We start from the raw sequence: 21808 nt of genomic DNA on the forward strand, positions 1-21808 counted from the left end.
CCCTGGCCAGGCAGGGCCGGCACCGTGCGGACCGCACAGGACTCCCAACTTCGCACAGGCTTGGCAGCCGGCCTAGCTCGCACGGCTTCGCACGCCTGTCAGGCTTCGACATCAGCCTCTTTCTCTCCTGCATCAAATCGACCTGCAACGCAGATGCATGCAGCAAGCACCAACAGCTCTCAAAACCGTACGGGCCACGAAACAAACCGGCTTTCGCCCTCCGAACTGGCGCACAGCCCAGCGCCCTCCGCAAACCGGTGCCGCCTGACCGCCGTATGCCAAGCGGCAGGCCGCTGCGATCCCACCATCGCACCACCTCCAGGCGAATGCGCGCCCAGGTGACAAGGACAAGCGCCCAGGGTTTGACGACACCCGCCGCTTGCAGCGACGATGTGCGCTTTGCTGCCCCACCACCCTAGGAGACCCGCATGCCTTTTGCCACCGCCTTCACCGATCCAGCCCCAGCGCCCGAGGACCTGGCCGACCTGCCGGGCACCGTCGCTGTGGAGTTTGGTGTCGACTGGTGCCCGCACTGCCAGGCCGCCCAACCGTTTTTGCGCGAGGCGCTGCACGAACGCCGCGACATCACGCACATCAAGATCGAAGATGGCCAGGGCCGCAAGCTGGGCCGCCACTTCAAGGTCAAGCTCTGGCCCACCCTGGTCGTGCTGCGCCAGGGCCAGGAAATCGGCCGCGTCACCCGCCCGCAATCGGCCCAGGAAGTCGAAGAACAACTGCCCGTCGCCGTCTGACCACCCCTGGCCGCCGGGGCCACACAGGCATCTGTCGGACACGCGCAGAACCGCCTGCCCCGGACAATTGACAGCTTGATACAAGCAGGAAGCCCCAGACCGCTGCACTTGCGGTGAATTTGCCATTCACGGCCAAGGGGGCGTCCTACAATTGAGGCCATCCATGACGACACCATCCATTCTTGACCCCGTGGCCGAGCGCATCGAGCTTCTGCTGGAGAAGTACGAAGCGCTGCAACATGCCAACCGCCTGCTGAGCGCAGAGGTCCATGCGCTGCAGCAAGAGCGCGACTCGCTGCGCTCACGCCTGAAGGCTGCGCGCGCCCGGGTGGATGCGTTGATCGAACGCCTGCCTGCGAATCAAGAAGCGCCATGAGCCAGATCGAAATCCAGATCCTGCACCAGGACTACCTGCTCACCTGCCCGGACGGCCAGGAAAACCAGTTGCTGGAAGCCGTGGAACGCGTCGACCAGCAGTTCCAGCACATGCGCAACACCAGCAAGCTGCGCTCGCGCGAACGCGTGGGGGTGCTGCTGGCCGTGAACCTGGCCTACGAAAACCTGGAATTGCGCAAACAGTTGCAGGCCCTGCAGCAACAGCTGGCCGATGTGCAAGAACTGGGGGATGCCGGATTGTCCGACATCGCCGAACCCGATCCTTTGCTACTCGCGCTGCAGGCCCAGGCCGAGCACGACGCCCACCTGGCCGCACAGCTGCTGCACCGGCTGGACACGGCCCTGACGCCGGTGGCCGAACCTGACGCACCGTCCTACCCCACACAACTGCAAGTCCAGGCCATGACCGCAGCACAGCAGGTTGCACAGGCTGAAATCGCCTTTCAAACCATCCCGGACAGCCTGCCTGGTGCGGCAACCTTGGACACCACCGCAAGCGCTGCCGATTTAGACAATGACATTCGCGTGGAATTGCCACCCGCCGGTTCACAAGCCCTGTAAAATCACAACCGTCTGCAATCCTCCGGGCTTTATATTGCCTTGAACCAATGCTCTGTGAGCACGGGCTTGATACATTGCCTGGCAAGCGTGATCGTCTCGCGTCAGATGAACCCAATGCTAGGTTGCTCTCGCCCACCTGAACCCCCGGTTCAGGTTGACGGCCCGGCGGCTTTGCAGACACCTTCACCGCCTTGACGCAGGCATCCCCCAAAAAACCAACCACATGCTTGGCCAGGCCGCCTGAATTGGCGCCCGAATAGCTTTGGCATGCTTGGTTGTTCATATGCACAGTGGTCCTGCAACTGCTGCAACTGCTGCAACATGGTGCCGGAGGCGCCGCCTGCCACCTAGCGGCACCACATGGCGGGGGTAAAGATCAGATCCATCCAGAGCGCCCACAGCGACACCGCCACCAGCATCAGACCGGCCACGCGGGTGCCCCACTCTGCCCGCCAGCGGCGCACCCGCCCACTGAGCCAGCGCCACGCGTACGGTGCCAACCACAGCCACAACCCGCCCCCCACGGCAAACGCCACCATGCTGCCAGCCCCTGCCACAGTACCACCACTCAGGGCGGCCACCAGCACGGCGGAATAAAGCAGGCCGCATGGCATCAGCGCCCACGCGATGCCCGCCAGCAGCCCCCCGCCGGGCAACGCCAGCACGGGTTGGACCTTGGCCCAGGTCGCACGGCCGGCGCGCTCCAGCCATGCCGGCTGCTGTCCCTGAAACACCATGAGCAAACCCCAGGCCAGAATCAGCAGATGCATCAGCACCCACACCGGGTGCAGCAAGGAGGTGCGGTCAGAAAACCAAGCCACCTGCTCCATCGCCAGAGCAGCCACCGCCCCCAGCATCCCGTAGCCCAGCAAGCGCCCGGCGTGGAATTGCAGGGCCGCCCAGCCAGGCACGGCGCGGGACGACGCCGCAGCGGCGCCGGCATGCAGGCGCACGGCATGGGCCTGCCCCTGGATGACGGCATGACAAGGTGCAGCACACATGGCAAGACAATGGGGCCCACCCACGAGCCCCATGAAAAATGCCGTCCAAAGCAGAGAAAGCGCCATAGGGATCAGATGATCCGTGAAAACCTGGCCCGGTTGCGATCGGCCTGCAAATAACGGTCAAACACCAGGGCGACGCCGCGCACAAAGAACCAGCCCTTCTCGGTCACCTTGATGCAGTCGTCCTGGATTTCCACCAGGCCTTCTTCCTGCTGGCTTTCGAGTGCAGCGATTTCCGCCGCGAAATACTGCGGGAAGTCGATCAGCCATGCGTTGTTGATCGACTCGAACAGCACTTCGCCCTGGCACATGATGGTCATGATCACGGCCCGGCGGATCAAGTCATCGCGCGTCAGCGCCAGACCGCGCACCACGGGCAGGCGCCCCTGGTCCAGCAGGTCGTAATACTCTTCCAGCGTCTTGGCGTTCTGGCTGTAGGTGGCCCCCACGCGGCCGATCGCAGAAACCCCCAGCGCAATCAAATCGCAATCCGGCTGGGTGCTGTAGCCCTGGAAGTTGCGATGCAGGCGACCCTGGCGCTTGGCCACAGCCAGCGCATCCTCAGGCAAGGCAAAGTGATCCATGCCCACATACACGTAGCCCGCATCAATGAAACTGGCGATGGCCGCCGACAGCATATTCACCTTGTCTGGCGCAGGCGGCAAGTCCTGCTGCAGGATGCGGCGCTGGGCCTTGAAACGCTCAGGCAAGTGGGCGTACGCATACAAGGCAATGCGATCCGGGCGCAGCTGTGCCACCTGTTGCAGCGTGCGCGCAAACGATTGCGCGTTCTGCTTGGGCAGGCCATAGATCAGGTCCACATTGATGGACTGGAATCCCAGTTCGCGCGCAGCGGCCACCAGATCGAACACCTGCTCGGCAGGCTGCTCGCGGTGCACGGCCTTTTGCACGTCGGGATCAAAGTCCTGCACGCCGAAACTCAGGCGGTTGAAGCCAACCTCCTTGAGCACAGCCAGGCGCTCGCGCGTCACTGTGCGCGGGTCCACCTCGATGGAGTACTCGCCAGCAGGATCAAAGGCGAAACGCTCGCGCAGCATCTGCCACAGCTCACGCAGCTCGTCATCGGACAGGAACGTGGGTGTGCCCCCACCGACATGGAACTGGCTGACCACCTGCCCCCGCCCGCAGTGCTGCAGGTGCAGATCGACCTCGCGTTCCAGGTAGCGCATGTACGTGGCCGCACGCTCATGGTGCTTGGTCGCGATCTTGTTGCACGCGCAGTAATAGCACAGCGATTCACAGAACGGGATGTGCACATACAGCGACATTGGCTGCTTGGCAGCCGCAGCGACTTTGCGTTGCTTCAGAGCCAAGATATAGTCGCTATCACCAAACGCTTCCACAAACCTGTCTGCTGTGGGGTAAGAGGTATAGCGTGGACCAGGTACGTCGTAACGACGCAGGAGTTCGGGTGTGACGACAGTCATGAATCTTTTTTCCTTGATTGTTAGACTGTGCACCAATGGCCCGCGACCATCCTTGACGTGAATCAAGAGGTCTGCGATCAAGCAATGCCACAATTTTGACAAGCATCATTCACCGCAACCCCAGTTGTAACAGCTTCTTTTTTACCGACCTTTAACGCACCGCGTGACCCGCAAGAATGCCTGCACCACGCCGCGTCCGAGTACATGACCCCTCCAACCATCAAAGTCACCTGTTCCAACTGCAACCTGCGCGAGCTGTGCATGCCTGTGGGGCTGAGTGAGCAGCAGTTGCAGCGCATCGACGAAATTGTGGCAACCCGCCGCAAGGTCAAGCGCGGCGGCACCCTGTTCCGCAACGGGGAGCCCTTCACATCGCTGTATGCCATCCGCACAGGCTTTTTCAAGACCTGCGTGGCTACCGAAGATGGTCGCGACCAGGTGACAGGCTTCCAGATGGCCGGCGAGATCATTGGCCTGGATGGCATCGTGCATGACCACCACACCTGCGATGCGGTGGCCCTGGAAGATGCCGAAGTGTGCGTGATGCCGTTTGACGGGCTGGAGGAGGTGTCGCGCGAAGTGACGGCCCTGCAGACCCACGTGCACAAGGTCATGAGCCGCGAAATCGTGCGCGAGCACGGTGTGATGCTGCTGCTGGGCAGCATGCGCGCCGAAGAACGCCTGGCGGCCTTCATCCTGAATCTGGTGCAGCGCCTGCACGCACGCGGCTTCTCGTCGTCGGAGCTGGTGCTGCGCATGACGCGCGAAGAGATCGGCAGCTACCTGGGCCTGAAGCTGGAGACGGTCAGCCGCACTTTCTCGAAGTTCGTCGAAGAAGGCATGGTGGAGGTCAAACAGCGCCACGTGCGCATTCTGGATACTGCCGCGCTGCAACGCTTGGTCAACAGCCACCAGGACTGCAACAAATAACCACCTGCCGCCGCCTCAGCGCGGGTGCACGAAAAGGCCTCCCTGGATTTGCAGGGAGGCCTTTTTACTTCAAGCGTTGTTGGGATAGCAGGCTTGCAGCCGCTCGGGATCGCCAAGCCCGGCAGACGGCGCCTGGGCTTGGGCATTGACCGCTGCGCTGGGCAGGGCCAGCACCATGGTCATCCAGCCGGCCACGGCGAAGACCGCCCAGAACGCAAAGAATGCCAGGGTGTAGATGGCCGTGCGCGACAGCTCCACCGCCTGCCCCATCCAAAGCATGTCGTGCGGGTCAAATGCCGCAAAGACCAGCATCTCCATCACGCCGGCCGCCGCAAAGGCCGGCCAGCCAATCCACATCCAGCGTCGTGTCCACATAAAAGCACTCCTTCGCAAGAGGTTGTGCATAAATTGTGTCCACAGCCGCTGAACCATGGTTGTGGGACAAACACTGAATAAAAAAACATAGCTGCCAGCGCTTGATTCCATTGAATTTCAAATAGTTTTCTATTTGAAACCTACTGATTACATGCGCCAGCAGCTATGTTTCAAGCCAATCCCATCTGCGCTGTCATACCCCCGTGCGGCCGAGAACAGCACAAACGGCCTGTCAGCACGCCGCATCACTTGGGTGCCAGGTTGGGCAAATCGTCCGCAGGGGTGGCGGCGTGGTTGCGCACCGCGTGCGCAGGCGCATGGCTTTTGTCCGGGTTGCGCAATTGCTCGTTGATGTTCACGCCCTTCTGGTAATAGTCGGGGTCCACAACCGGATCCGCGCCACGCGTGGCAATGACCAAGGTGACAATGCCCGCCACCACCACGATGGCAGGACCCGCCAGCACCAGCCATACATGACCGAACTTCCACCAGGGAGCGGTCGAGACTTCGGGCTTCATTTCAGCTTGAGACATCCTAGACTTTCTGAGAGATAAACACACACTGCGCACAATGCCCAACGGCAGCGTGCGCCAGACCAGCAATCACCATCAACGCGGCACCACGAACACCGATTTTTCGGACACACGACCCTCGCCGCTGCGCGCATCGATGTCGAACACGATGTGGTGCGAACCGGGCTCCGCCGCACCGTAGGGAATCTGCACCCGCACGGCCACGCCGCGCGTCTGGGCGGGCAGCACTTCAACCTCGCCCCCCTCGACGAGTTCGATCCCGTTGAGCCCATGCACCTGCACATGGTAGGTCTGGGTGGCCTCGGTGGCGTTCATGACCTGCAGCCGATAGACATTCTCCAGCTTGCCACCGGCCACGATCCGGGCCAGCGAAGCACGGTCGCGAATCACGTCCACCTTCAACGGCTCACGCAGCGCCATGCTCACCACCATCGCCACCGACAGGCCGACCAGAACCGCACCGTAAATCAGCACCCGAGGACGGGCGATGCGCCGCAGGATCTGGGAGCGCGGCCAGCGCTGGGTGACGGCGTTTTGCGTCGTCAAGCGGATCAGGCCCCGCGGGTAATGCATGCTGTCCATCACGTTGTTGCACGCATCGATGCACAAGCCACAGCCGATGCACTCGTACTGCAGGCCGTTGCGGATGTCGATGCCCACCGGGCAGACCTGGACACAGAGCTTGCAGTCGATGCAGTCGCCCAGTCCCTGGGCCTTGTAATCCGCATCCTTCTTGCGCGGACCGCGCGCTTCACCGCGCACGGTGTCATAGCTGACCACCAGCGTGTCCTTGTCAAACATCGCGCTCTGGAAGCGCGCGTAGGGACACATGTACTTGCAGACCTGCTCGCGCATGTAGCCGGCATTGCCATAGGTGGCAAAACCGTAGAACAGCACCCAGAAAATCTGCCAGCCACCTTGCAGGGCCAGCAGTTCGCTGCCCAGCTCGCGGATGGGCACAAAGTAGCCCACAAAGGTGAAGCCGGTCCAAAAGGCAAACGCCACCCACAGCAACTGCTTGAGCGATTTTTTCCAAACCTTCTCCCAGGTCCAGCCGGCCTGATCGAGACGGATGCGTGCACTGCGATCGCCTTCGACCTTGTGCTCGATCCACATGAAGATTTCCGTGTACACCGTCTGCGGGCAGGTGAAGCCGCACCACAGGCGCCCGGCCACGGCCGTGAACAGGAACAGGGCCAACGCGCTGATGATCAGCAGCCCCGTGAGGTAGATGAAGTCCTGCGGGTACAGCACGTAGCCGAACAGGTAAAAGCGCCGCGCGCCCAGATCGAACAGCACCATCTGGCGCTGCCCCCAATCCAGCCAGGGCAGGCCGTAGAACAGCAGCTGCGTGGCCCACACCATCAGCCAGCGCCAGCGCATGAAAGTCCCGCTGATGGAGCGCGGATAGATTTTCTTATGCGCTTCGTAAAACGAGACAGATTTTTCCTGGCTTTCCGCTTTGATAGGAATGACTTTTTGCGGTTTCTTTTGCTCGGAACTCATGAATTACGCTCCTCTAATCGCACCAAATAAAAAGGCGGCACACAGTGCCGCCTTTTGGATCGCCACAACGATCAGTTAGCCGCTGCGGGCTTGTGCGACAAACCCCAGACATAGGCGGTCAGAACGTCGATCTGGGCAGGGGTCAGCTTCTTGTCCTGCGCAGGCATTTCGTTCATCTTGCCATTGTTGATCATGTCCACAATCGCCTGTTCACCCCAGCCGTGAAGCCAGATGTCATCGGTCAGGTTAGGCGCGCCGAGCATGGTGTTGCCCTTGCCGTCCATGCCGTGGCAGGCTGCGCAAGCGGTGAACTTGGACTTGCCCAGCGAAGCCTTCAGCGAGTCATGAGGGCTGCCGGACAGGCTCAAAACATAGTGGGCCAGATTGCGCACATCGTCGGGAGAACCCACGGCTTCGGCCTGGGGAGGCATCATGCCGATACGACCTTGGGTGATGGTTTGCTTGATGTTCTCAGGCGCGCCACCGTGCAGCCAATCGCTGTCGGCCAGGTTCGGGAAACCCTTGCTGCCACGGGCGTCGGAACCGTGGCATTGCGCGCAGTTGTTCATGAACAAACGCTCGCCGATGGCCATGGCCTGGTTGTCCTTGGACACATCTTCCGTGCTCATGGCGGTGAAGCGTGCATACAGTGGCTCCAGCTCGGCCTTGGCTTTTTCCACCTCGGCTTCGTAGGCGCCCACCTGGCTCCATTGCAGCTTGCCGGCATAAGTACCCAGACCAGGATAAGCCGTCAGGTACAGCAGACCAAAGATGATGGTGATCACGAACATCCAGACCCACCAGCGTGGCATGGGGTTGTTCAGTTCACGCAGGTCTTCGTCCCAGACGTGGCCGGTGGTGTTTTCCTCATCGGAAACCACCTTCTTGCGGGCGGTAATGACCAGGAGCACCAAGCAGCCGACGATGCCGGCTAAGGTAATGCCTGCGACATAAACCGACCAGAAATTGTTTATGAAATCGCTCATGGGATGTTCTCGTTCTGGTGGAGAGAATCAGTCTTGTTGGAAAGGCAGCTGCGCCGCCTCATCAAAGCGGGCCTGGTTACGGCGGGCATACGCCCACCACCAGATGCCTAGAAAACACGCCAGCGATGCCAACGTCGCAACAATGCGCATGGTGGTGATATCCATAACCCGCTCCTTCTTACTTCAGCGCAGTGCCCAGACCCTGCAGGTAAGCAATCAATGCTTCCATTTCGGTCTTGCCCTTGACCTGCTCCGCTGCACCGGCGATTTGCTCGTCGGTATAGGGAACACCCACCGTGCGCAGCGCAGACATGCGCTGGGCCACCACGGTGTGATCCACCAGGTTCTTTTGCAGCCATGGGTACTCGGGCATGTTGGACTCGGGCACCAGATCACGAGGGTTGTTCAAGTGGATACGGTGCCATTCATCGCTGTACTTGCCGCCCACGCGGTGCAGGTCAGGACCGGTACGCTTGGAGCCCCACTGGAAGGGGTGGTCGTACACGAACTCGCCCGCCACCGAGTAGTGGCCGTAGCGCATGGTTTCTGCGCGGAAAGGACGGATCATCTGGGAGTGGCAGTTGTAGCAACCCTCACGCAGATAGACGTCGCGCCCCATCAGTTGCAGTGGAGGGTAGGGCTCCACGCCCTGCACCGCCTCGGTCGTCGACTTTTGGAAGAACAAGGGAACGATTTCCACCAGCCCCCCCACAGCCACCACCAGCAAGATCAAGACGATCATCAAGAAATTGCTGGTTTCCACTTTCTCGTGGGTGAAGCCACCAGAGGCCTTGTTGTTGTTTGCAGACATTTCAGACTCCTAGTACTCAGGCGTGGGCAGGATGCACTGCAGGCACAGCCACCTTCACGGCGCGGCCAGACGCAGCGGTCTTCAACACGTTCCAGGCCATGATCAACATGCCGACCAAGTACAGAAGGCCACCGATCGTACGAATCACATAGAAGGGATACGTCGCCTTCACGCTTTCCACAAAGGTGTAGGTCAAAGTACCGTCGGGATTCACAGCGCGCCACATCAGGCCCTGCATCACACCGGCAATCCACATCGCAGCGATGTACAGCACGATGCCGATGGTGGCCATCCAGAAGTGCAGCTCGATCGCCGACTTGGAGTGCATTTCCTTCTTGCCGAACAGGCGAGGAATCAGGTAGTACAGCGAACCCATGGTGATCAGCCCCACCCAACCCAGAGCGCCAGAGTGCACGTGACCCACGGTCCAGTCGGTGTAGTGGCTCAGCGCGTTCACGGTCTTGATGGACATCATCGGACCTTCGAACGTGGACATGCCGTAGAACGACAGGGACACGATCAGGAAACGCAGCACGGGGTCATCACGCAGTTTGTGCCAGGCGCCGGACAGGGTCATGATGCCGTTGATCATGCCGCCCCAGGACGGTGCCAGCAGAATCAGCGAGAACACCATACCAACCGACTGCGTCCAGTTGGGCAGTGCCGTGAAGTGCAGGTGGTGAGGACCCGCCCACATGTAGGTGAAGATCAGTGCCCAGAAGTGCACGATCGACAGGCGGTAGGAGTACACCGGACGACCCGCCTGCTTGGGGATGAAGTAGTACATCATGCCCAGGAAGCCTGCGGTCAGGAAGAAGCCCACCGCGTTGTGGCCGTACCACCACTGGATCATGGCATCTTGCACACCAGCGTAGGCCGAGTAGCTCTTCATCAGGCCAGCAGGCACGGCGGCGCTGTTGACCAGGTGCAGCAGTGCCACCGCGATGATGAAGGCGCCGAAGAACCAGTTGGCCACGTAGATGTGCTTGACCTTGCGCGTACCGATCGTTCCGAAGAACACAATCGCGTAGGACACCCACACCAGGGTGATCAGGATGTCGATGGGCCATTCCAGCTCAGCGTATTCCTTGCCCGAGGTAAAACCCAGAGGCAGAGACACAGCCGCAGCCACGATCACCAACTGCCAACCCCAGAAGGTGAAGGCTGCCAGCTTGGGCAGGAACAATGTGGTTTGGCAGGTACGCTGCACCACGTAGTAGCTCGTTGCGAACAAGGCGCATCCGCCGAACGCAAAAATCACCGCGTTTGTATGCAATGGACGCAGACGCCCAAAGCTAAGCCAAGAAATTCCGAAGTTGAGTTCAGGCCAAGCCAATTGGGCGGCGATAAAAACGCCGACCAACATGCCTACTACCCCCCACACGACGGCCATGATTGAAAACTGTCGCACTACGGTGTCGTTGTAGTGTGCAGCACTGGTTTTTAGAGAATCCATCGGGCACCTCTTAATATGCAGTCGAAAGTGTTCACTGTTATGGTCTGGGTGTTGTTGACAAACATCAATCGTCTCGAAGAATGCGTTCTGCCTCCTGCTCGACGCTTTCAAACTGCCCGCGGTAAATCGCCCACCACAACCCCCCAGCGATCAGTAGCACCAGCACCACGGACAACGGAATCAGCAAATACAAAATTTCCATGAAAACAACCGCCTAGGCCGTGGCCGGCATTGAGGGAGAAACCGGCGACACCTGCGACGCAGCCGACTGCAACGGCACAGGCTTGGCTAGGCGCGCGGCATTCAGCACCACCAGCAACGAACTCAATGCCATGCCCAGGCCCGCAAGCCATGCGGGCATCCACCCCGCCATGGCCAGCGGGATCGACAGTGCGTTGTACAAGGCCGAACCCAGCAGATTCTGGCGCACGACGCGCAGCGTCTTGCGCGCCAACAAGACCGCCTGCCACACCAGCTCCAGGTTGTCGCTCAGCACCACGAAGTCCGAGCGCGCCTGCGCCAGCGGTACGGCATGCCCAAAAGCGAACGACACATTGGCCCCCGCCAGCACCGGGCCATCGTTCAGGCCGTCTCCCACCATCGCAATATGCCGCCCATCCTCTTGCATTGCGCGAATATGTGCAAGCTTGGACTGTGGCGAGCACTCCGCCACAAAATCGCCAACCCCCACCTCCTGCGCAATCCGGGCCACAGCCTGCGGCCCATCGCCGGACAGCAGTTGCACACGCAGGCCACTGCGCTGCATTGCGGCAACGACAGCTGCGGCTTCTGCGCGCAGGCCTTCGCTCAGCTCAAAGCCGGCCAGCGGCGTCAGCAAGGATGGCTGCACCTCTTGTGCCAGATAGACAGCCTGCCCGGCCTGCACCACCCCGGGAGCCCCGGCATAGGCGTGCGAGCCCAGGCGCACCCACATCGCAGGCTGCGCGGCACCGACGGGTTGCACACAGGCACGCAAGCCCTGCCCTGCCAGCTCTTCCACCTCCAGCACCTGCCACTTGTGCGCCCATGCCTGGCCAAAACTGGCCACAGCCCTGGAGACAGGGTGGCGTGATTGCAGCGCCACCGCGGCCGCCAAGCCCTGCAAGGCGCGCCCATCGCCAGTTGCACCCACCTCCATGCGCGCCACCTGCAGGCCATCGCGTGTCAGCGTGCCCGTCTTGTCGAACACCAAGGTATCGGCCGTCGCCAGCGCTTCAATCCCCTGGAGGTTGCGCACCAGAATCCCATGGCGCGCCAGGGTCCCCGCTGCCGTGAGCATGGCCACGGGCGTCGCCAGCGAGAGGGCGCAGGGGCATGTCACGATCAGCACGGCTGCCGCGATCATCAGGGCATGCCCCGGATCGGTGGGCCACCAGTACACCGCGGACAGCAAGGCCAAGCCCAGGACCACCACCAGGAACGGCGCAGCCACCTTGTCGGCCAGTTGCGCCAAGCGCGGCTTTTGCGTGGAGGCGCTTTCCATCAACTCGACAATCTGGGCAAACTTGGTCTGCGCCCCGACGCAGTCCACGCGCAACTCGACCGGTGCAGTCAGGTTGTAGCTCCCGGCAATCACACGCTCGCCCTCAGTGCGCGACACAGGCCGCGACTCCCCGGTCAGCAAGGCCTCATCCGCCTGGGTGCGCCCCCGCACAATGACCCCGTCCACGGGAAAGGCCTCGCCCGGCAGAATGCGCAGCACATCCCCCGCGGCAATCCGGCGCAGCGCCACGCGCTCAAAGCTGCCATCGGCCTGGCGCTTTTCGACACTGTCCGGCAAACGGTTCAGCACCGCATCCAAGGCACCGGCGGTGCGGTCACGCAGGCGCACTTCCAGCCAACGCCCGGCCAGCAAAAAACTGACGAACATGGTCAGTGAGTCGTAGAACACCTCTTGGCCAAAAATCCCTTCCGGCGCGAAGGTTCCGATCGTGCTGACGATGAACGTGATGATCATGCCCAGCGCCACGGGTAAATCCATGCTCACGCGCCGCCGACGCAGGTCACGCCAGGCACCGCTGAAGAAGGGCCCACAGGCAAAAATCAGCATGGGAATGCAAATCACCCAGGAAGCCCAGCGCAGCAGACGCTCGAACTCCATGAGCAAATCGCCGGGCTGGGCGTCGTAGGCCGGCCATGCGTACATCATGACCTGCATCATGCAAAAGGTGGCCAGCAACCAGCGCCACAAGGCCTTGCGGTGCTGTGCCAGACGGATCTCGCGCGCCACCGCATCACGGGCAGGAAAAGCCTTGTACCCCGCCTTCTGCACCGCGGCCATCCATTGCGAAGGCAGCACCATGGCTGGGCGCCACACCACGCGGGCACGCTTGGCGGCGGCGCTCACTTCGGCACGATCCACGCCCGGCACGGCTCGCAGGGCATCTTCGATGGTCAGCGCGCAGGTCGCGCAGTACATGCCATCCAGGGCGATGTGCGAGTCCCAGACCTCCACATCCTGCGGCACGTAGGACTGGCCTGGCACAACTGCCAGCGGCTTGCCAAAGCTGTCCCATTCCGCTGGATCGTCCAGCAAATGGAGTTCTCCGGCAACAGCAGGAAAGTCGCGACTGGGCGCCGTTTCTTCCGGTTCGGAAGCTGGCCGAGGATGCTCTTGGGACATGGTGCGAGAGTATCCATGAACACCCTTACACACATTGACTTACATCAAGACCCAACCTGTGGCAAAAACTATGCTGGAAACTATCCACACGACAACTTGGAGATAAGCAATGTACGAACGCATTCTGGTCGCAACCGATGGCTCCCCCCTGTCCGACAAGGCGGTCAGCCACGCCCTGTCCATCGCCAAGATGAACCAGGCCACCCTCATCGCCCTCAAGGTGGTGCCGCGCTATCCCCGCAGCTACCTGGAAGGCGGCGCCACTGTGGATCCCTCGGAAATCAAGCGCATTGAAGCGCAATGGACCGAGCAGGCCCAGGCCGTGCTGAACAAGATCAAAACCGACGGCAAGGCGATTGGCGTCACCGTCAAGACCAGCGTGGCCAAATCCGACCTGATTGCAGAATCCATCATCTCGGCCGCCGCCAAGCAAAATGCCGATTTGATCGTCATGGCTTCGCATGGCCGCAAAGGCCTCAAGCGCTTGCTGCTGGGCAGCGAGACACAGCACGTGCTCACCCACTCCGAGGTGCCGGTGCTGGTGCTGCGCTGAGCCGCGGCCCCTGCGCCACCCACAAAAAAGGGATCCCCGGGGATCCCTTTTTTACATCCATGCGGCCTGCGTTCAGGTCCCAGCCGCCGTGACGAAGTGCGCGGCACGGTCCAGCAAGGTTCCCGCGCCATCTTCCCCACAGGTGTAGACGGCACGGCAGCCCTGCAAGAACGCGAGCTTGGACACCCAGCCAAATACCTCGGGCGGACAGACCACCACCGCAGGCGAGGCCTGTGCCAGCGCATCGCGCACCTCCTCCGGCCGCAACACCCCGGGGCCATCAATGGCGTGCAAGCCCGCATGCCGCACAGCCGCGTGGATCACGGCACGCATGGTCGGTGACGGCAGCATCACCCACACCGCCGCGCCGGGCACATCTGCAAACTGGGCCAGCAACCGCCCTATGGGCACCTCCCACGCCGTTGACAGGCCAGATTCCGAACCATTCCGCATCACGTCAAGCGCTTTCTGGGCCTTGCCCCAACAGACCCTGGCCTAGCCAAAATTCGGCACCCGCTTGGCCAGGAAAGCGGCGATGCCTTCCTGGTGCTCGGCGCTTGCGGCGTACGCATAGGGTGAGGGCACGACTTCACCACACACCAGGCTGCGCAGGGTCTGCTTGTTCAAGCGCGCAGCCTGGGGGGCCAGGCTGGCAATACGCTGGGTCGTGCGCTGCACCAGCTGCGGCAATTGTGCCGCCGGGACTGGTGGCGCCATAAAACCCACAGCGGCCACCTCGTGTGCGTTCAACACCGCCGCCTCCAGCAGCATGCGCCTGGCCGTGTGCATACCCAGGGCCGCCGACACCAACTGTGCCTCCTTGGGAGCCATGGGAAAGCCCAGCTTGGCGATCGGTGCACCGAATTTCGCGTTGTCGGCGGCCAGGCGTACATCGCAGCAGCTGGCAATCTCCACCCCGGCACCCATGCAGGCCCCGGCAATGCTGGCCACGATGGGCACATCACACGCCAGCATCGCCTGCAAACCGCCCCAGACCTCCTCTTCGTGGAAGGCCTCCAGCTGCACCGGATCGAACCGGAATGCCGGATATTCGGAAATGTCCCCGCCGGCGCAGAAGGTCTCACCCGCGCCCTGCACCACGACACAGCGCACCCGCGGGTCGTGCTGCAGTTGCTCAAAGACTGCGCACAGCTGGCGCCACATCGCGCGTGTCATCGCATTGAGCTTGCCTGGATGGCTGATCTCAACCTGCCAGATCCCGGTGCTGTTGCCCGCTGCATCCTGCAGCGGCTGTGCCTGAATATGCCCCACGGTGTTCAGCCCTCTTCCGGATTTTTTTGCAAAATATGCTGCAGTCCTAAGGCCTTCATGCGCTGGGCCCACTCCAGGGTCTGCTCCTTGACCATGGATTCAAAAGCCTCGCTGTACAGCCCGCCCCAGCCAATGCCCAGATCGGCCAGGCTCGACCTCAGTTGCGGATCGGCGCCCAGCTGCCGCAGCACGTCCACAATCGCGGCCGCGCGGCTGTCCGGCAGTTGCTTGGGCGCGAAAAGGCCATACCAGGCCACACGGTCCATGGCATGCACCCCCAATTCGGTCGCGCAGGGCACATCGGGCAGGGAGGCGACCCGTTCATTGCCCGACACCATCAAGGCCTTCAAACGGCCACTGCGCACATGCGGCAGGCAGGACACCACGCCATCAATCATCATGTCCACCGAGCCGGCCAGCAAATCCTGCAAGGCAGGTCCGGCCCCTCGGAAATGCACGAACTTGAAACGCAAGGCCTCCTGCTGGCGCAAGATTTCGGCATAGACATGGCTGGAAGAGCCTAGGCCGGCTGAAGCCATGCGGTAGTACATCGGCTTGCGCCCCAGGTCCGACAGCCACTCCATCGCGGTCCGTGAACGCATGCGCCCCGGATTGACCAGCAGCACCAGGGGGACGCGCGCCACCAGCGCCAGCGGGCGCAGGTCCTCCACCAGGTCGAAGTCATCATCGCCCGCCAAGGCGCGGGCCACGGCCAGATTACTGCCCCCCATCAGCAGGTGCTTGCCATCCGGCGGTGCACTGGCGGCATACGCTGCCCCTTGCACCCCTGCGGCGCCGCTTTGGTATTGCAGGCGCAAGCTCTGCTGGGTATGTTGCTGAAAGGGTTTGACCAGTTGCTTGGCCAGCAAGGCCGTGGTGCCGCCGGCAGGAAAGGGAACCACCAGGGTCACCGGATCCGTCGGCCAGGCCCCCGGGCCTTTCCGCGCCACGGCGGCCGTCTGTGCCCAGGGCTCGCGCACGGACGGCCATGCCGCCAGGGCAGCAGTCCACTGCAAACACGTACGCCTGTCTGGCAAACCGGACTCTCTTTCTGCAGGTTAATCGACCGCGCGCAGGTTCATGCCTGGGGCTTGCGCTGTGCAGCCCAGGCCCACAGGAGTGCGCCCCCCAGCACCATGGGCACGCACAGCCACTGTCCCATGCTCATGCCCAGGGACAGAATGCCCAGGTAGGCATCAGGCTCGCGGAAATATTCGGCAATGAAACGGAATGCGCCGTAGCCCATCAGGAACACCGCGGCCACCTGGCCGGGCTTGCGCTCTTTCTGCGCGTACAGCCACAGCAGTACAAACAGCAGCAAGCCTTCCAGCAGGAACTGGTAGATCTGCGAGGGGTGGCGCGGCAGCATGGAGCCGCTTTGCGGAAACACCATTGCCCAGGGCAGCTCGGGGTTGGCAAAGCGCCCCCAAAGCTCTCCATTGATGAAGTTGCCGATCCGCCCGGCCGCCAGGCCCGTGGGCACACACGGTGCCACGAAGTCGGCCACCTGCAGCCAGGAGCGCTTGCGCTGGTAGGCGAACCACAGCATGGCGGCAATCACGCCCAGCAGGCCGCCATGGAAGCTCATGCCGCCTTCCCAGACCGCGAAGACTTCCAGCGGATGGCTGAGGTAGTAAGCAGGCTTGTAGAACAGGCAATACCCCAGACGTCCCCCGATGATGACCCCCACCACCCCCTGGAACAGCAAGTCCTCCACGTCCCGGCGTGTCCAGGCCGTGGGCCCTTGCATGCGGTTGAACGGCGGGTGCTGCAGACGGCGCACGCCAAGCCAGAGAAACAATCCGAACGCGGCCAGGTACGTCAGGCCATACCAGTGGATGGCAACCGGCCCCAATTGCAGGGCCACGGGATCAATCTGTGGGTACATCAACATGCCATGCATTGTGCCGCAGGCAGGGGCCACCAAAAGACGCAGAGGCGGCAGCCGGCACCATCGCGAATGATTCTGCGTTTCGCATGCATGCAATCCGCTACAGCGGGGGATTAGCGTCCGGCCATTTGGCAGCCGGTGGGCTTGCCGCCATACTGCGGCCATCGCTCACTTTTGAAGAACAAGAACCATGCAAGGCCATCCCGACGTCATCTCCTGCCTCAACGCGCTGCTGCGCGGCGAACTGGCAGCCCGCGACCAGTACTTCATCCATTCGCGCCAGTACGAAGACCAGGGCTTCATGCGCCTGTACGAACGCATCCACCACGAAATGGAAGAGGAAACCGTCCACGCCGACGTCATCCTGCGCCGCATCCTGTTCCTTGGCGGCAAGCCCGACATGCGCCCCCATGCCTTCGAGCCCGGTGACACGGTCGAAGCCATGCTGCGCAAGGATCTGGCCGTGGAATACCAAGTGCGCGACAACCTGCGCGCCGCCATGGTGCTGTGCGAGCAGCACCACGACTTCCAGACACGCGACCTGCTGCTGGCCCAGCTCAAGGACACCGAGGAAGACCACGCCTACTGGCTGGAAAAGCAGCTGGGCCTGATCGACAAGATCGGCCTGCCCAACTACCTGCAGGCCCAGATGGGCGCCGCCGCCTGACGGCCGCCCCCTCGCTCTTTCGCATCGGCGCCCCTTGTGGGCGCCTTTTTCATGGGTGCCAGGCTATTGGATCGCCGTGCTTCACGGCGATCCGTCGCTGATGCCGCGTTGCTGCACCAGCGCCCGCACCTGGGCCGTGGTCTGGGCCACCAGGTGCTCCAGATGGATGGGCGTGCCCCCCAGCGGGGTCACCCCCAGCTGTGCCAGGCGGGCGCGCAAGGCGGGCTGCTGCAGTGCCTGGTTGGCCGCCCGGTTCAGGCGCTGCACCACGGGCGCTGGCGTGCCGGCAGGCACCACCAGGCCAAACCAGGTGATGGCCAGTGCATTGAGTTCGGGGTAGCCCAGTTCTGCCAGCGTCGGCACCTGCGGCAGATCGGCCAGGCGCTCCTTGGCCGCCACGGCCACGGGAACCAGTCGGCCCGTCTGGATGTGCGGTGCCGAGGACGGGTACTGGTCGCTGAGCACCTGGGTCTGCCCGGCCAGCGTGCTGTTGATCACCGGCCCCATGCCCTTGAACGGGATATGGCGCAGCTGCAGACCGAGATCGGCGTTCAAGGCCTCCAGGATGACGTGGCCCACCGACCCGACGCCCGAAGACCCCGCTGCCCAGCCATCGCCCTGCAGGCGCGCCTGTTTGAGGAACTGCGCAAAGTCGTGCACCTGCAGGCTGGCGGGCACCGAGAACACCGAGGCGATCGACGCCAGCGGCACCACCATGGCGAAGTCCTGCAGCGGCTGCACCCGCGATGCCTTGAGCACCACCGGATTGACCGCCAGGGTGCTGATGGAGCCCATGCCCAGGGTGTAGCCGTCGGGCATGGAGCGGGCCACCGCCTCGGCCCCCAGCATGCCACCGGCGCCGGCCTTGTTCTCCACGTACACCGGCTGGCCCAGCGGCCCCTGCAGGGCATCGGCCACCAGCCGCGCCACGATGTCGGTGGAGCCCGCGGCCGCAAACGGCACCACCAGCTTGACGGGCCTGTGCGGAAATTCCTGGGCCAGCGCCGGCACGGTGCCCGCCACCCATGCCAGCATGCCGGCCATCACTGCCTGCCACCCGCGGCGACAGACCCAGGATCCCAACCTGCAACACGCGACCTTCAGCCCTGACACCGATTCATAAAACATAGCTGCAAGCGTATTCAAAACAAGGATTTGAAAGCATTTTCATTACCAATCCCTTTTTACATCTGCGCAAATAGCTACGTTTAAATGAGCTATCCACGCCCCCAAAAGATGGCCCCCGCGTGACCTGACCTGCGTTGCGCCCCCCCGCCTGCCCTGGCGGCCGGCGATGAAAAAAAAGCCGCTGGTTCACAGCGGCTTGTGCAGACTCGGCGCCGAGGCGCCTCAGTCGTCCAGCAGGGACAGGTCGCGCACCGCGCCCGTGTCGGCGCTGGTGACCAGCTTGGCGTAGGCCTTGAGCGCCGCCGAAATCTTGCGCGGACGTGGGTTGGCGGGCTTCCAGCCCTTGGCGTTCTGCAGCTCGCGGCGGCGGGCCAGTTCTTCGTCGCTGACCAGGGCGTTGATGGTGCGGTTGGGGATGTCGATGCGGATCTTGTCGCCGTTCTGCACCAGGCCGATGGCGCCACCGGCCGCCGCTTCGGGCGAGCAGTGGCCGATCGACAGGCCCGAGGTCCCGCCGGAGAAGCGGCCGTCCGTCAGCAGCGCGCAGGCCTTGCCCAGGCCCTTGGACTTGAGGTAGCTGGTGGGGTAGAGCATTTCCTGCATGCCGGGGCCGCCCTTGGGGCCTTCGTAGCGCACGATGACCACATCGCCGGCCTTGACCTTGTCGGCCAGGATGTTCTCCACGGCTTCGTCCTGCGACTCGACCACGTGGGCCGTGCCTTCAAACACCAAGATGGATTCGTCCACGCCAGCAGACTTCACCACGCAGCCGTTCAGGGCGATATTGCCCGTCAGCACGGCCAGACCGCCTTCCTTGCTGAACGCATGCTCATAAGAGCGGATGCAGCCTTCGGCGCGATCCAGGTCCAGGCTGGGCCAGCGGGTGTTCTGGCTGAATGCCACTTGCGTGGGGATACCGGCAGGGCCAGCCATGTAGAACTTGCGCACGGCTTCGTCTTGCGAGACGGTGATGTCCCACTTGGCCAGCACCTCGGCCATGCTGCCACCGGCCACCGAGGGCACATCGGTGTGCAGCTTGCCGGCGCGGGCCAGCTCGCCCAGGATGGCCATGATGCCACCCGCGCGGTGCACATCTTCAATGTGGTACTTGGCGGTGTTGGGCGCCACCTTGCACAGCTGCGGCACGACGCGCGAGAGGCGGTCGATGTCGGCCATGGTGAAGTCGATGCCGGCTTCCTGGGCGATGGCCAGCAGGTGCAGGATGGTGTTGGTGGAGCCGCCCATGGCGATGTCCAGCGTGATGGCGTTCTCAAAGGCCTTGAAGCCCACGGCGCGCGGCAGCACGGATGCGTCGTCTTGTTCGTAGTACTGGCGGGCCAGTTCCACAATGCGACGGCCGGCGCTCAGGAACAGCGCTTCGCGGTCGGCGTGCGTGGCCACCACGGTGCCGTTGCCGGGCAGGGACAGGCCCAGTGCCTCGGTCAGGCAGTTCATGGAGTTGGCGGTGAACATGCCCGAGCACGAGCCGCAGGTAGGGCAGGCCGAGCGTTCCACCTCGGCCACTTCGGCGTCGGAATAGCGCTGGTCGGCGGCGATCACCATGGCGTCCACCAGGTCCAGCTTCTTGAACTCGATGACCTTGGTGTCGGGGTTGGCCAGCTTGGTCTTGCCGGCTTCCATGGGGCCGCCGGAGACGAAGATCACCGGAATGTTCAGGCGCATGGCGGCCATCAGCATGCCGGGGGTGATCTTGTCGCAGTTGGAGATGCACACCAGCGCGTCGGCGCAGTGGGCGTTGACCATGTACTCGACCGAATCGGCAATCAGGTCACGGCTGGGCAGCGAATACAGCATGCCGTCGTGGCCCATGGCGATGCCGTCGTCCACAGCGATGGTGTTGAATTCCTTGGCCACCCCGCCGGCCTTCTCGATCTCGCGCGCCACCAGCTGGCCCAGGTCCTTCAGGTGCACATGGCCGGGCACGAACTGCGTGAACGAATTGGCAATGGCGATGATGGGCTTGTCGAAGTCGCCATCTTTCATGCCAGTGGCACGCCACAGGGCGCGGGCACCGGCCATGTTACGGCCGCCGGTGGAAGTCTTGGAACGGTATGCGGGCATGGTGGAGCGGGTCGTTGGTTGGTGTCTCAAGGCTGTCGAAAGCCCATCGCACCATTATCGCCCACCACCGTCCATCGACAGGTACGTGATGCCCCGCAGGCCAGCGGCCCCAGGCGTCGCGATTTGCGACCCCTGCCCTCAGCGCTTGCGCCGCGTGCGGTTGCGCAGCAGGTCGCGCTGCGCCTCCAGGCGGTCCTGCTTGCGCCGGGCCAGTTGCTCCATGGCCTTGCGGCTGCTCAGCCCGGAATGGTCGGCGTAGGCAAACCAGGCCGCGGTCAGCACGAACGCGCCGATCACCCACCACCACGACAGGGCGACCAGCCACGCCACCTCCAGCATCCCCAGGAACGCCAGCACCTTGCACACCGCCAGCACCGCTGCAATTGTTAACAGCCACATGTTTTGTCACTCCTGTTCACCGCGCGTTCACACACGGCAGCCCACCCGGATGACGCTGCACCTAAAATGGACAGCACCCCTCCAACCAGAAGAAAGTGTAGCGATGAAGCGTTCTTTGATCACCCTGGCGATGACTCTGGCGGTGGCCGCCCCCGCGCTGGCCGATCAGGCACTGGCCACGGCCAAGAACTGCATGGCCTGCCATGCGGTGGAGAAGAAGCTGGTGGGGCCGTCGTACAAGGACGTGGCCAACAAATACGCCGGCCAGGGCGATGCCGTGAACAAGCTGGCCGCCAAGATCGTCAAGGGCGGCAGCGGCGTCTGGGGCCCCATCCCCATGCCGGCCAACAACCAGGTCAGCGAAGCCGAGGCCCAGAAACTGGCCGCCTGGATCCTGGGCCTGAAGTAAGCCCGGGCCACACCCACACAGAAAGC

General features: G+C 62.8%; 25 protein-coding genes. 7 read left to right on the forward strand and 18 right to left on the reverse strand.

Going from position 1 to position 21808, the window contains the following annotated elements; genetic code table 11:
* The first annotated feature begins 428 nt into the window (after positions 1–428).
* The 3 genes from CA2_RS05200 (at position 429) to CA2_RS17145 (ending at position 1709) form a co-directional block, all read left to right on the forward strand.
* Complete coding sequence (locus tag CA2_RS05200; protein ID WP_042413398.1) at positions 429–752, forward strand: thioredoxin family protein; 324 nt, start codon at positions 429–431, stop codon at positions 750–752.
* A 163-nt stretch (positions 753–915) separates the two neighbouring features.
* Positions 916–1128: a hypothetical protein gene (locus CA2_RS05205; protein ID WP_042413400.1), complete on the forward strand. Its 213-nt coding sequence runs from the start codon at positions 916–918 to the stop codon at positions 1126–1128.
* A complete protein-coding gene (locus tag CA2_RS17145) occupies positions 1125–1709 on the forward strand; it encodes a cell division protein ZapA (RefSeq protein WP_052369836.1) in 585 nt (194 codons plus the stop codon). The genes CA2_RS05205 and CA2_RS17145 overlap by 4 nt, the downstream gene beginning before the upstream one ends.
* Positions 1710–2056: 347 nt before the next feature.
* On the opposite strand, the gene CA2_RS05215 is transcribed toward CA2_RS17145, so the two are convergent.
* Positions 2057–2776 carry a sulfite exporter TauE/SafE family protein gene (locus tag CA2_RS05215; RefSeq protein ID WP_042413402.1) on the reverse strand — a complete coding sequence of 240 codons (720 nt, stop codon included), beginning with the start codon at positions 2774–2776 and terminating at the stop codon, positions 2057–2059.
* 5 nt (positions 2777–2781) lie between these two features.
* Positions 2782–4161, reverse strand: coding sequence for an oxygen-independent coproporphyrinogen III oxidase (gene hemN, locus CA2_RS05220; RefSeq protein WP_042413404.1), 1380 nt, complete (start codon positions 4159–4161; stop codon positions 2782–2784).
* Positions 4162–4365: 204 nt separating this feature from the next.
* Between hemN and fnr the strand changes: the two genes are divergently transcribed.
* The gene (fnr, locus tag CA2_RS05225; RefSeq protein ID WP_042413406.1) at positions 4366–5091 is read left to right on the forward strand and encodes a fumarate/nitrate reduction transcriptional regulator Fnr; all 726 of its coding nucleotides are present in this window, start codon (positions 4366–4368) and stop codon (positions 5089–5091) included.
* Between the two features lie 69 nt (positions 5092–5160).
* Here the strand turns inward: fnr and CA2_RS05230 are convergent, their stop codons facing one another.
* The 9 genes from CA2_RS05230 to CA2_RS05265 form a co-directional block, all read right to left on the reverse strand.
* Complete coding sequence (locus CA2_RS05230) at positions 5161–5466, reverse strand: hypothetical protein (protein ID WP_042413408.1); 306 nt, start codon at positions 5464–5466, stop codon at positions 5161–5163.
* Between the two features lie 245 nt (positions 5467–5711).
* Positions 5712–5999, reverse strand: a complete 288-nt coding sequence (locus tag CA2_RS05235) for a FixH family protein (protein WP_042413412.1) — start codon at positions 5997–5999, stop codon at positions 5712–5714.
* A 75-nt stretch (positions 6000–6074) separates the two neighbouring features.
* Entirely contained in the window at positions 6075–7505 is a 1431-nt protein-coding gene (ccoG, locus tag CA2_RS05240; protein ID WP_042413414.1) for a cytochrome c oxidase accessory protein CcoG, read from the reverse strand.
* Between the two features lie 71 nt (positions 7506–7576).
* Positions 7577–8491: a cytochrome-c oxidase, cbb3-type subunit III gene (gene ccoP, locus CA2_RS05245; protein ID WP_042413416.1), complete on the reverse strand. Its 915-nt coding sequence runs from the start codon at positions 8489–8491 to the stop codon at positions 7577–7579.
* Between the two features lie 27 nt (positions 8492–8518).
* On the reverse strand, positions 8519–8656 hold the full coding sequence (locus tag CA2_RS17460) for a cbb3-type cytochrome oxidase subunit 3 (RefSeq protein ID WP_081770684.1): 138 nt from the start codon (positions 8654–8656) through the stop codon (positions 8519–8521).
* Between the two features lie 13 nt (positions 8657–8669).
* A complete protein-coding gene (ccoO, locus tag CA2_RS05250) occupies positions 8670–9302 on the reverse strand; it encodes a cytochrome-c oxidase, cbb3-type subunit II (RefSeq protein WP_042413418.1) in 633 nt (210 codons plus the stop codon).
* A gap of 16 nt (positions 9303–9318) precedes the next feature.
* Positions 9319–10758, reverse strand: a complete 1440-nt coding sequence (gene ccoN / locus CA2_RS05255) for a cytochrome-c oxidase, cbb3-type subunit I (protein ID WP_042413420.1) — start codon at positions 10756–10758, stop codon at positions 9319–9321.
* A 64-nt stretch (positions 10759–10822) separates the two neighbouring features.
* Positions 10823–10960, reverse strand: coding sequence for a cbb3-type cytochrome oxidase assembly protein CcoS (gene ccoS / locus CA2_RS05260; RefSeq protein WP_042413423.1), 138 nt, complete (start codon positions 10958–10960; stop codon positions 10823–10825).
* A 12-nt stretch (positions 10961–10972) separates the two neighbouring features.
* On the reverse strand, positions 10973–13381 hold the full coding sequence (locus CA2_RS05265; protein WP_081888874.1) for a heavy metal translocating P-type ATPase: 2409 nt from the start codon (positions 13379–13381) through the stop codon (positions 10973–10975).
* A 109-nt stretch (positions 13382–13490) separates the two neighbouring features.
* On the opposite strand from CA2_RS05265, the gene CA2_RS05270 reads away from it, so the two are divergent.
* Positions 13491–13934, forward strand: a complete 444-nt coding sequence (locus tag CA2_RS05270) for a universal stress protein (RefSeq protein ID WP_042413426.1) — start codon at positions 13491–13493, stop codon at positions 13932–13934.
* A 72-nt stretch (positions 13935–14006) separates the two neighbouring features.
* Here CA2_RS05270 and CA2_RS05275 read toward each other — a convergent pair whose 3' ends face one another.
* From CA2_RS05275 to lgt, 4 genes are all read right to left on the reverse strand, one after another.
* Positions 14007–14387, reverse strand: a complete 381-nt coding sequence (locus tag CA2_RS05275) for a hypothetical protein (RefSeq protein ID WP_217997623.1) — start codon at positions 14385–14387, stop codon at positions 14007–14009.
* Positions 14388–14429: 42 nt separating this feature from the next.
* The gene (locus CA2_RS05280; protein WP_439708928.1) at positions 14430–15197 is read right to left on the reverse strand and encodes an enoyl-CoA hydratase/isomerase family protein; all 768 of its coding nucleotides are present in this window, start codon (positions 15195–15197) and stop codon (positions 14430–14432) included.
* A gap of 14 nt (positions 15198–15211) precedes the next feature.
* Positions 15212–16222 (reverse strand): Bug family tripartite tricarboxylate transporter substrate binding protein, encoded by a 1011-nt coding sequence (locus tag CA2_RS05285; RefSeq protein ID WP_052369837.1) that lies wholly within the window; start codon positions 16220–16222, stop codon positions 15212–15214.
* Positions 16223–16284: 62 nt separating this feature from the next.
* Positions 16285–17100: a prolipoprotein diacylglyceryl transferase gene (gene lgt / locus CA2_RS05290; RefSeq protein ID WP_174435600.1), complete on the reverse strand. Its 816-nt coding sequence runs from the start codon at positions 17098–17100 to the stop codon at positions 16285–16287.
* Positions 17101–17287: 187 nt separating this feature from the next.
* Between lgt and bfr the strand changes: the two genes are divergently transcribed.
* Positions 17288–17764, forward strand: coding sequence for a bacterioferritin (gene bfr / locus CA2_RS05295; protein ID WP_042413438.1), 477 nt, complete (start codon positions 17288–17290; stop codon positions 17762–17764).
* Positions 17765–17845: 81 nt separating this feature from the next.
* Here the strand turns inward: bfr and CA2_RS05300 are convergent, their stop codons facing one another.
* From CA2_RS05300 to CA2_RS05310, 3 genes are all read right to left on the reverse strand, one after another.
* Positions 17846–18799, reverse strand: a complete 954-nt coding sequence (locus CA2_RS05300) for a Bug family tripartite tricarboxylate transporter substrate binding protein (protein ID WP_245620887.1) — start codon at positions 18797–18799, stop codon at positions 17846–17848.
* Positions 18800–19114: 315 nt separating this feature from the next.
* Entirely contained in the window at positions 19115–20974 is a 1860-nt protein-coding gene (gene ilvD / locus CA2_RS05305; protein ID WP_042413444.1) for a dihydroxy-acid dehydratase, read from the reverse strand.
* A 138-nt stretch (positions 20975–21112) separates the two neighbouring features.
* On the reverse strand, positions 21113–21373 hold the full coding sequence (locus tag CA2_RS05310) for a TIGR04438 family Trp-rich protein (RefSeq protein WP_042413447.1): 261 nt from the start codon (positions 21371–21373) through the stop codon (positions 21113–21115).
* A 103-nt stretch (positions 21374–21476) separates the two neighbouring features.
* On the opposite strand from CA2_RS05310, the gene CA2_RS05315 reads away from it, so the two are divergent.
* Entirely contained in the window at positions 21477–21782 is a 306-nt protein-coding gene (locus tag CA2_RS05315) for a c-type cytochrome (RefSeq protein ID WP_042413450.1), read from the forward strand.
* The last annotated feature ends 26 nt before the right edge of the window (positions 21783–21808 follow it).

Source organism: Comamonas aquatica NBRC 14918 (assembly GCF_000739875.1).
GTDB lineage: Bacteria > Pseudomonadota > Gammaproteobacteria > Burkholderiales > Burkholderiaceae_C > Comamonas > Comamonas aquatica.

Bases quoted from the DNA above. Each gene is read 5' to 3' on its own strand.
- CA2_RS05200 (WP_042413398.1), top strand. From the start codon at position 429: ATGCCTTTTGCCACCGCCTTCACCGATCCAGCCCCAGCGCCCGAGGAC.
- CA2_RS05205 (WP_042413400.1), top strand. From the start codon at position 916: ATGACGACACCATCCATTCTTGACCCCGTGGCCGAGCGCATCGAGCTT.
- CA2_RS17145 (WP_052369836.1), top strand. From the start codon at position 1,125: ATGAGCCAGATCGAAATCCAGATCCTGCACCAGGACTACCTGCTCACC.
- CA2_RS05215 (WP_042413402.1), bottom strand. From the start codon at position 2,776: ATGGCGCTTTCTCTGCTTTGGACGGCATTTTTCATGGGGCTCGTGGGT.
- hemN (WP_042413404.1), bottom strand. From the start codon at position 4,161: ATGACTGTCGTCACACCCGAACTCCTGCGTCGTTACGACGTACCTGGT.
- fnr (WP_042413406.1), top strand. From the start codon at position 4,366: ATGACCCCTCCAACCATCAAAGTCACCTGTTCCAACTGCAACCTGCGC.
- CA2_RS05230 (WP_042413408.1), bottom strand. From the start codon at position 5,466: ATGTGGACACGACGCTGGATGTGGATTGGCTGGCCGGCCTTTGCGGCG.
- CA2_RS05235 (WP_042413412.1), bottom strand. From the start codon at position 5,999: ATGTCTCAAGCTGAAATGAAGCCCGAAGTCTCGACCGCTCCCTGGTGG.
- ccoG (WP_042413414.1), bottom strand. From the start codon at position 7,505: ATGAGTTCCGAGCAAAAGAAACCGCAAAAAGTCATTCCTATCAAAGCG.
- ccoP (WP_042413416.1), bottom strand. From the start codon at position 8,491: ATGAGCGATTTCATAAACAATTTCTGGTCGGTTTATGTCGCAGGCATT.
- CA2_RS17460 (WP_081770684.1), bottom strand. From the start codon at position 8,656: ATGGATATCACCACCATGCGCATTGTTGCGACGTTGGCATCGCTGGCG.
- ccoO (WP_042413418.1), bottom strand. From the start codon at position 9,302: ATGTCTGCAAACAACAACAAGGCCTCTGGTGGCTTCACCCACGAGAAA.
- ccoN (WP_042413420.1), bottom strand. From the start codon at position 10,758: ATGGATTCTCTAAAAACCAGTGCTGCACACTACAACGACACCGTAGTG.
- ccoS (WP_042413423.1), bottom strand. From the start codon at position 10,960: ATGGAAATTTTGTATTTGCTGATTCCGTTGTCCGTGGTGCTGGTGCTA.
- CA2_RS05265 (WP_081888874.1), bottom strand. From the start codon at position 13,381: ATGTCCCAAGAGCATCCTCGGCCAGCTTCCGAACCGGAAGAAACGGCG.
- CA2_RS05270 (WP_042413426.1), top strand. From the start codon at position 13,491: ATGTACGAACGCATTCTGGTCGCAACCGATGGCTCCCCCCTGTCCGAC.
- CA2_RS05275 (WP_217997623.1), bottom strand. From the start codon at position 14,387: ATGCGGAATGGTTCGGAATCTGGCCTGTCAACGGCGTGGGAGGTGCCC.
- lgt (WP_174435600.1), bottom strand. From the start codon at position 17,100: ATGTTGATGTACCCACAGATTGATCCCGTGGCCCTGCAATTGGGGCCG.
- bfr (WP_042413438.1), top strand. From the start codon at position 17,288: ATGCAAGGCCATCCCGACGTCATCTCCTGCCTCAACGCGCTGCTGCGC.
- CA2_RS05300 (WP_245620887.1), bottom strand. From the start codon at position 18,799: ATGCTGGCATGGGTGGCGGGCACCGTGCCGGCGCTGGCCCAGGAATTT.
- ilvD (WP_042413444.1), bottom strand. From the start codon at position 20,974: ATGCCCGCATACCGTTCCAAGACTTCCACCGGCGGCCGTAACATGGCC.
- CA2_RS05310 (WP_042413447.1), bottom strand. From the start codon at position 21,373: ATGTGGCTGTTAACAATTGCAGCGGTGCTGGCGGTGTGCAAGGTGCTG.
- CA2_RS05315 (WP_042413450.1), top strand. From the start codon at position 21,477: ATGAAGCGTTCTTTGATCACCCTGGCGATGACTCTGGCGGTGGCCGCC.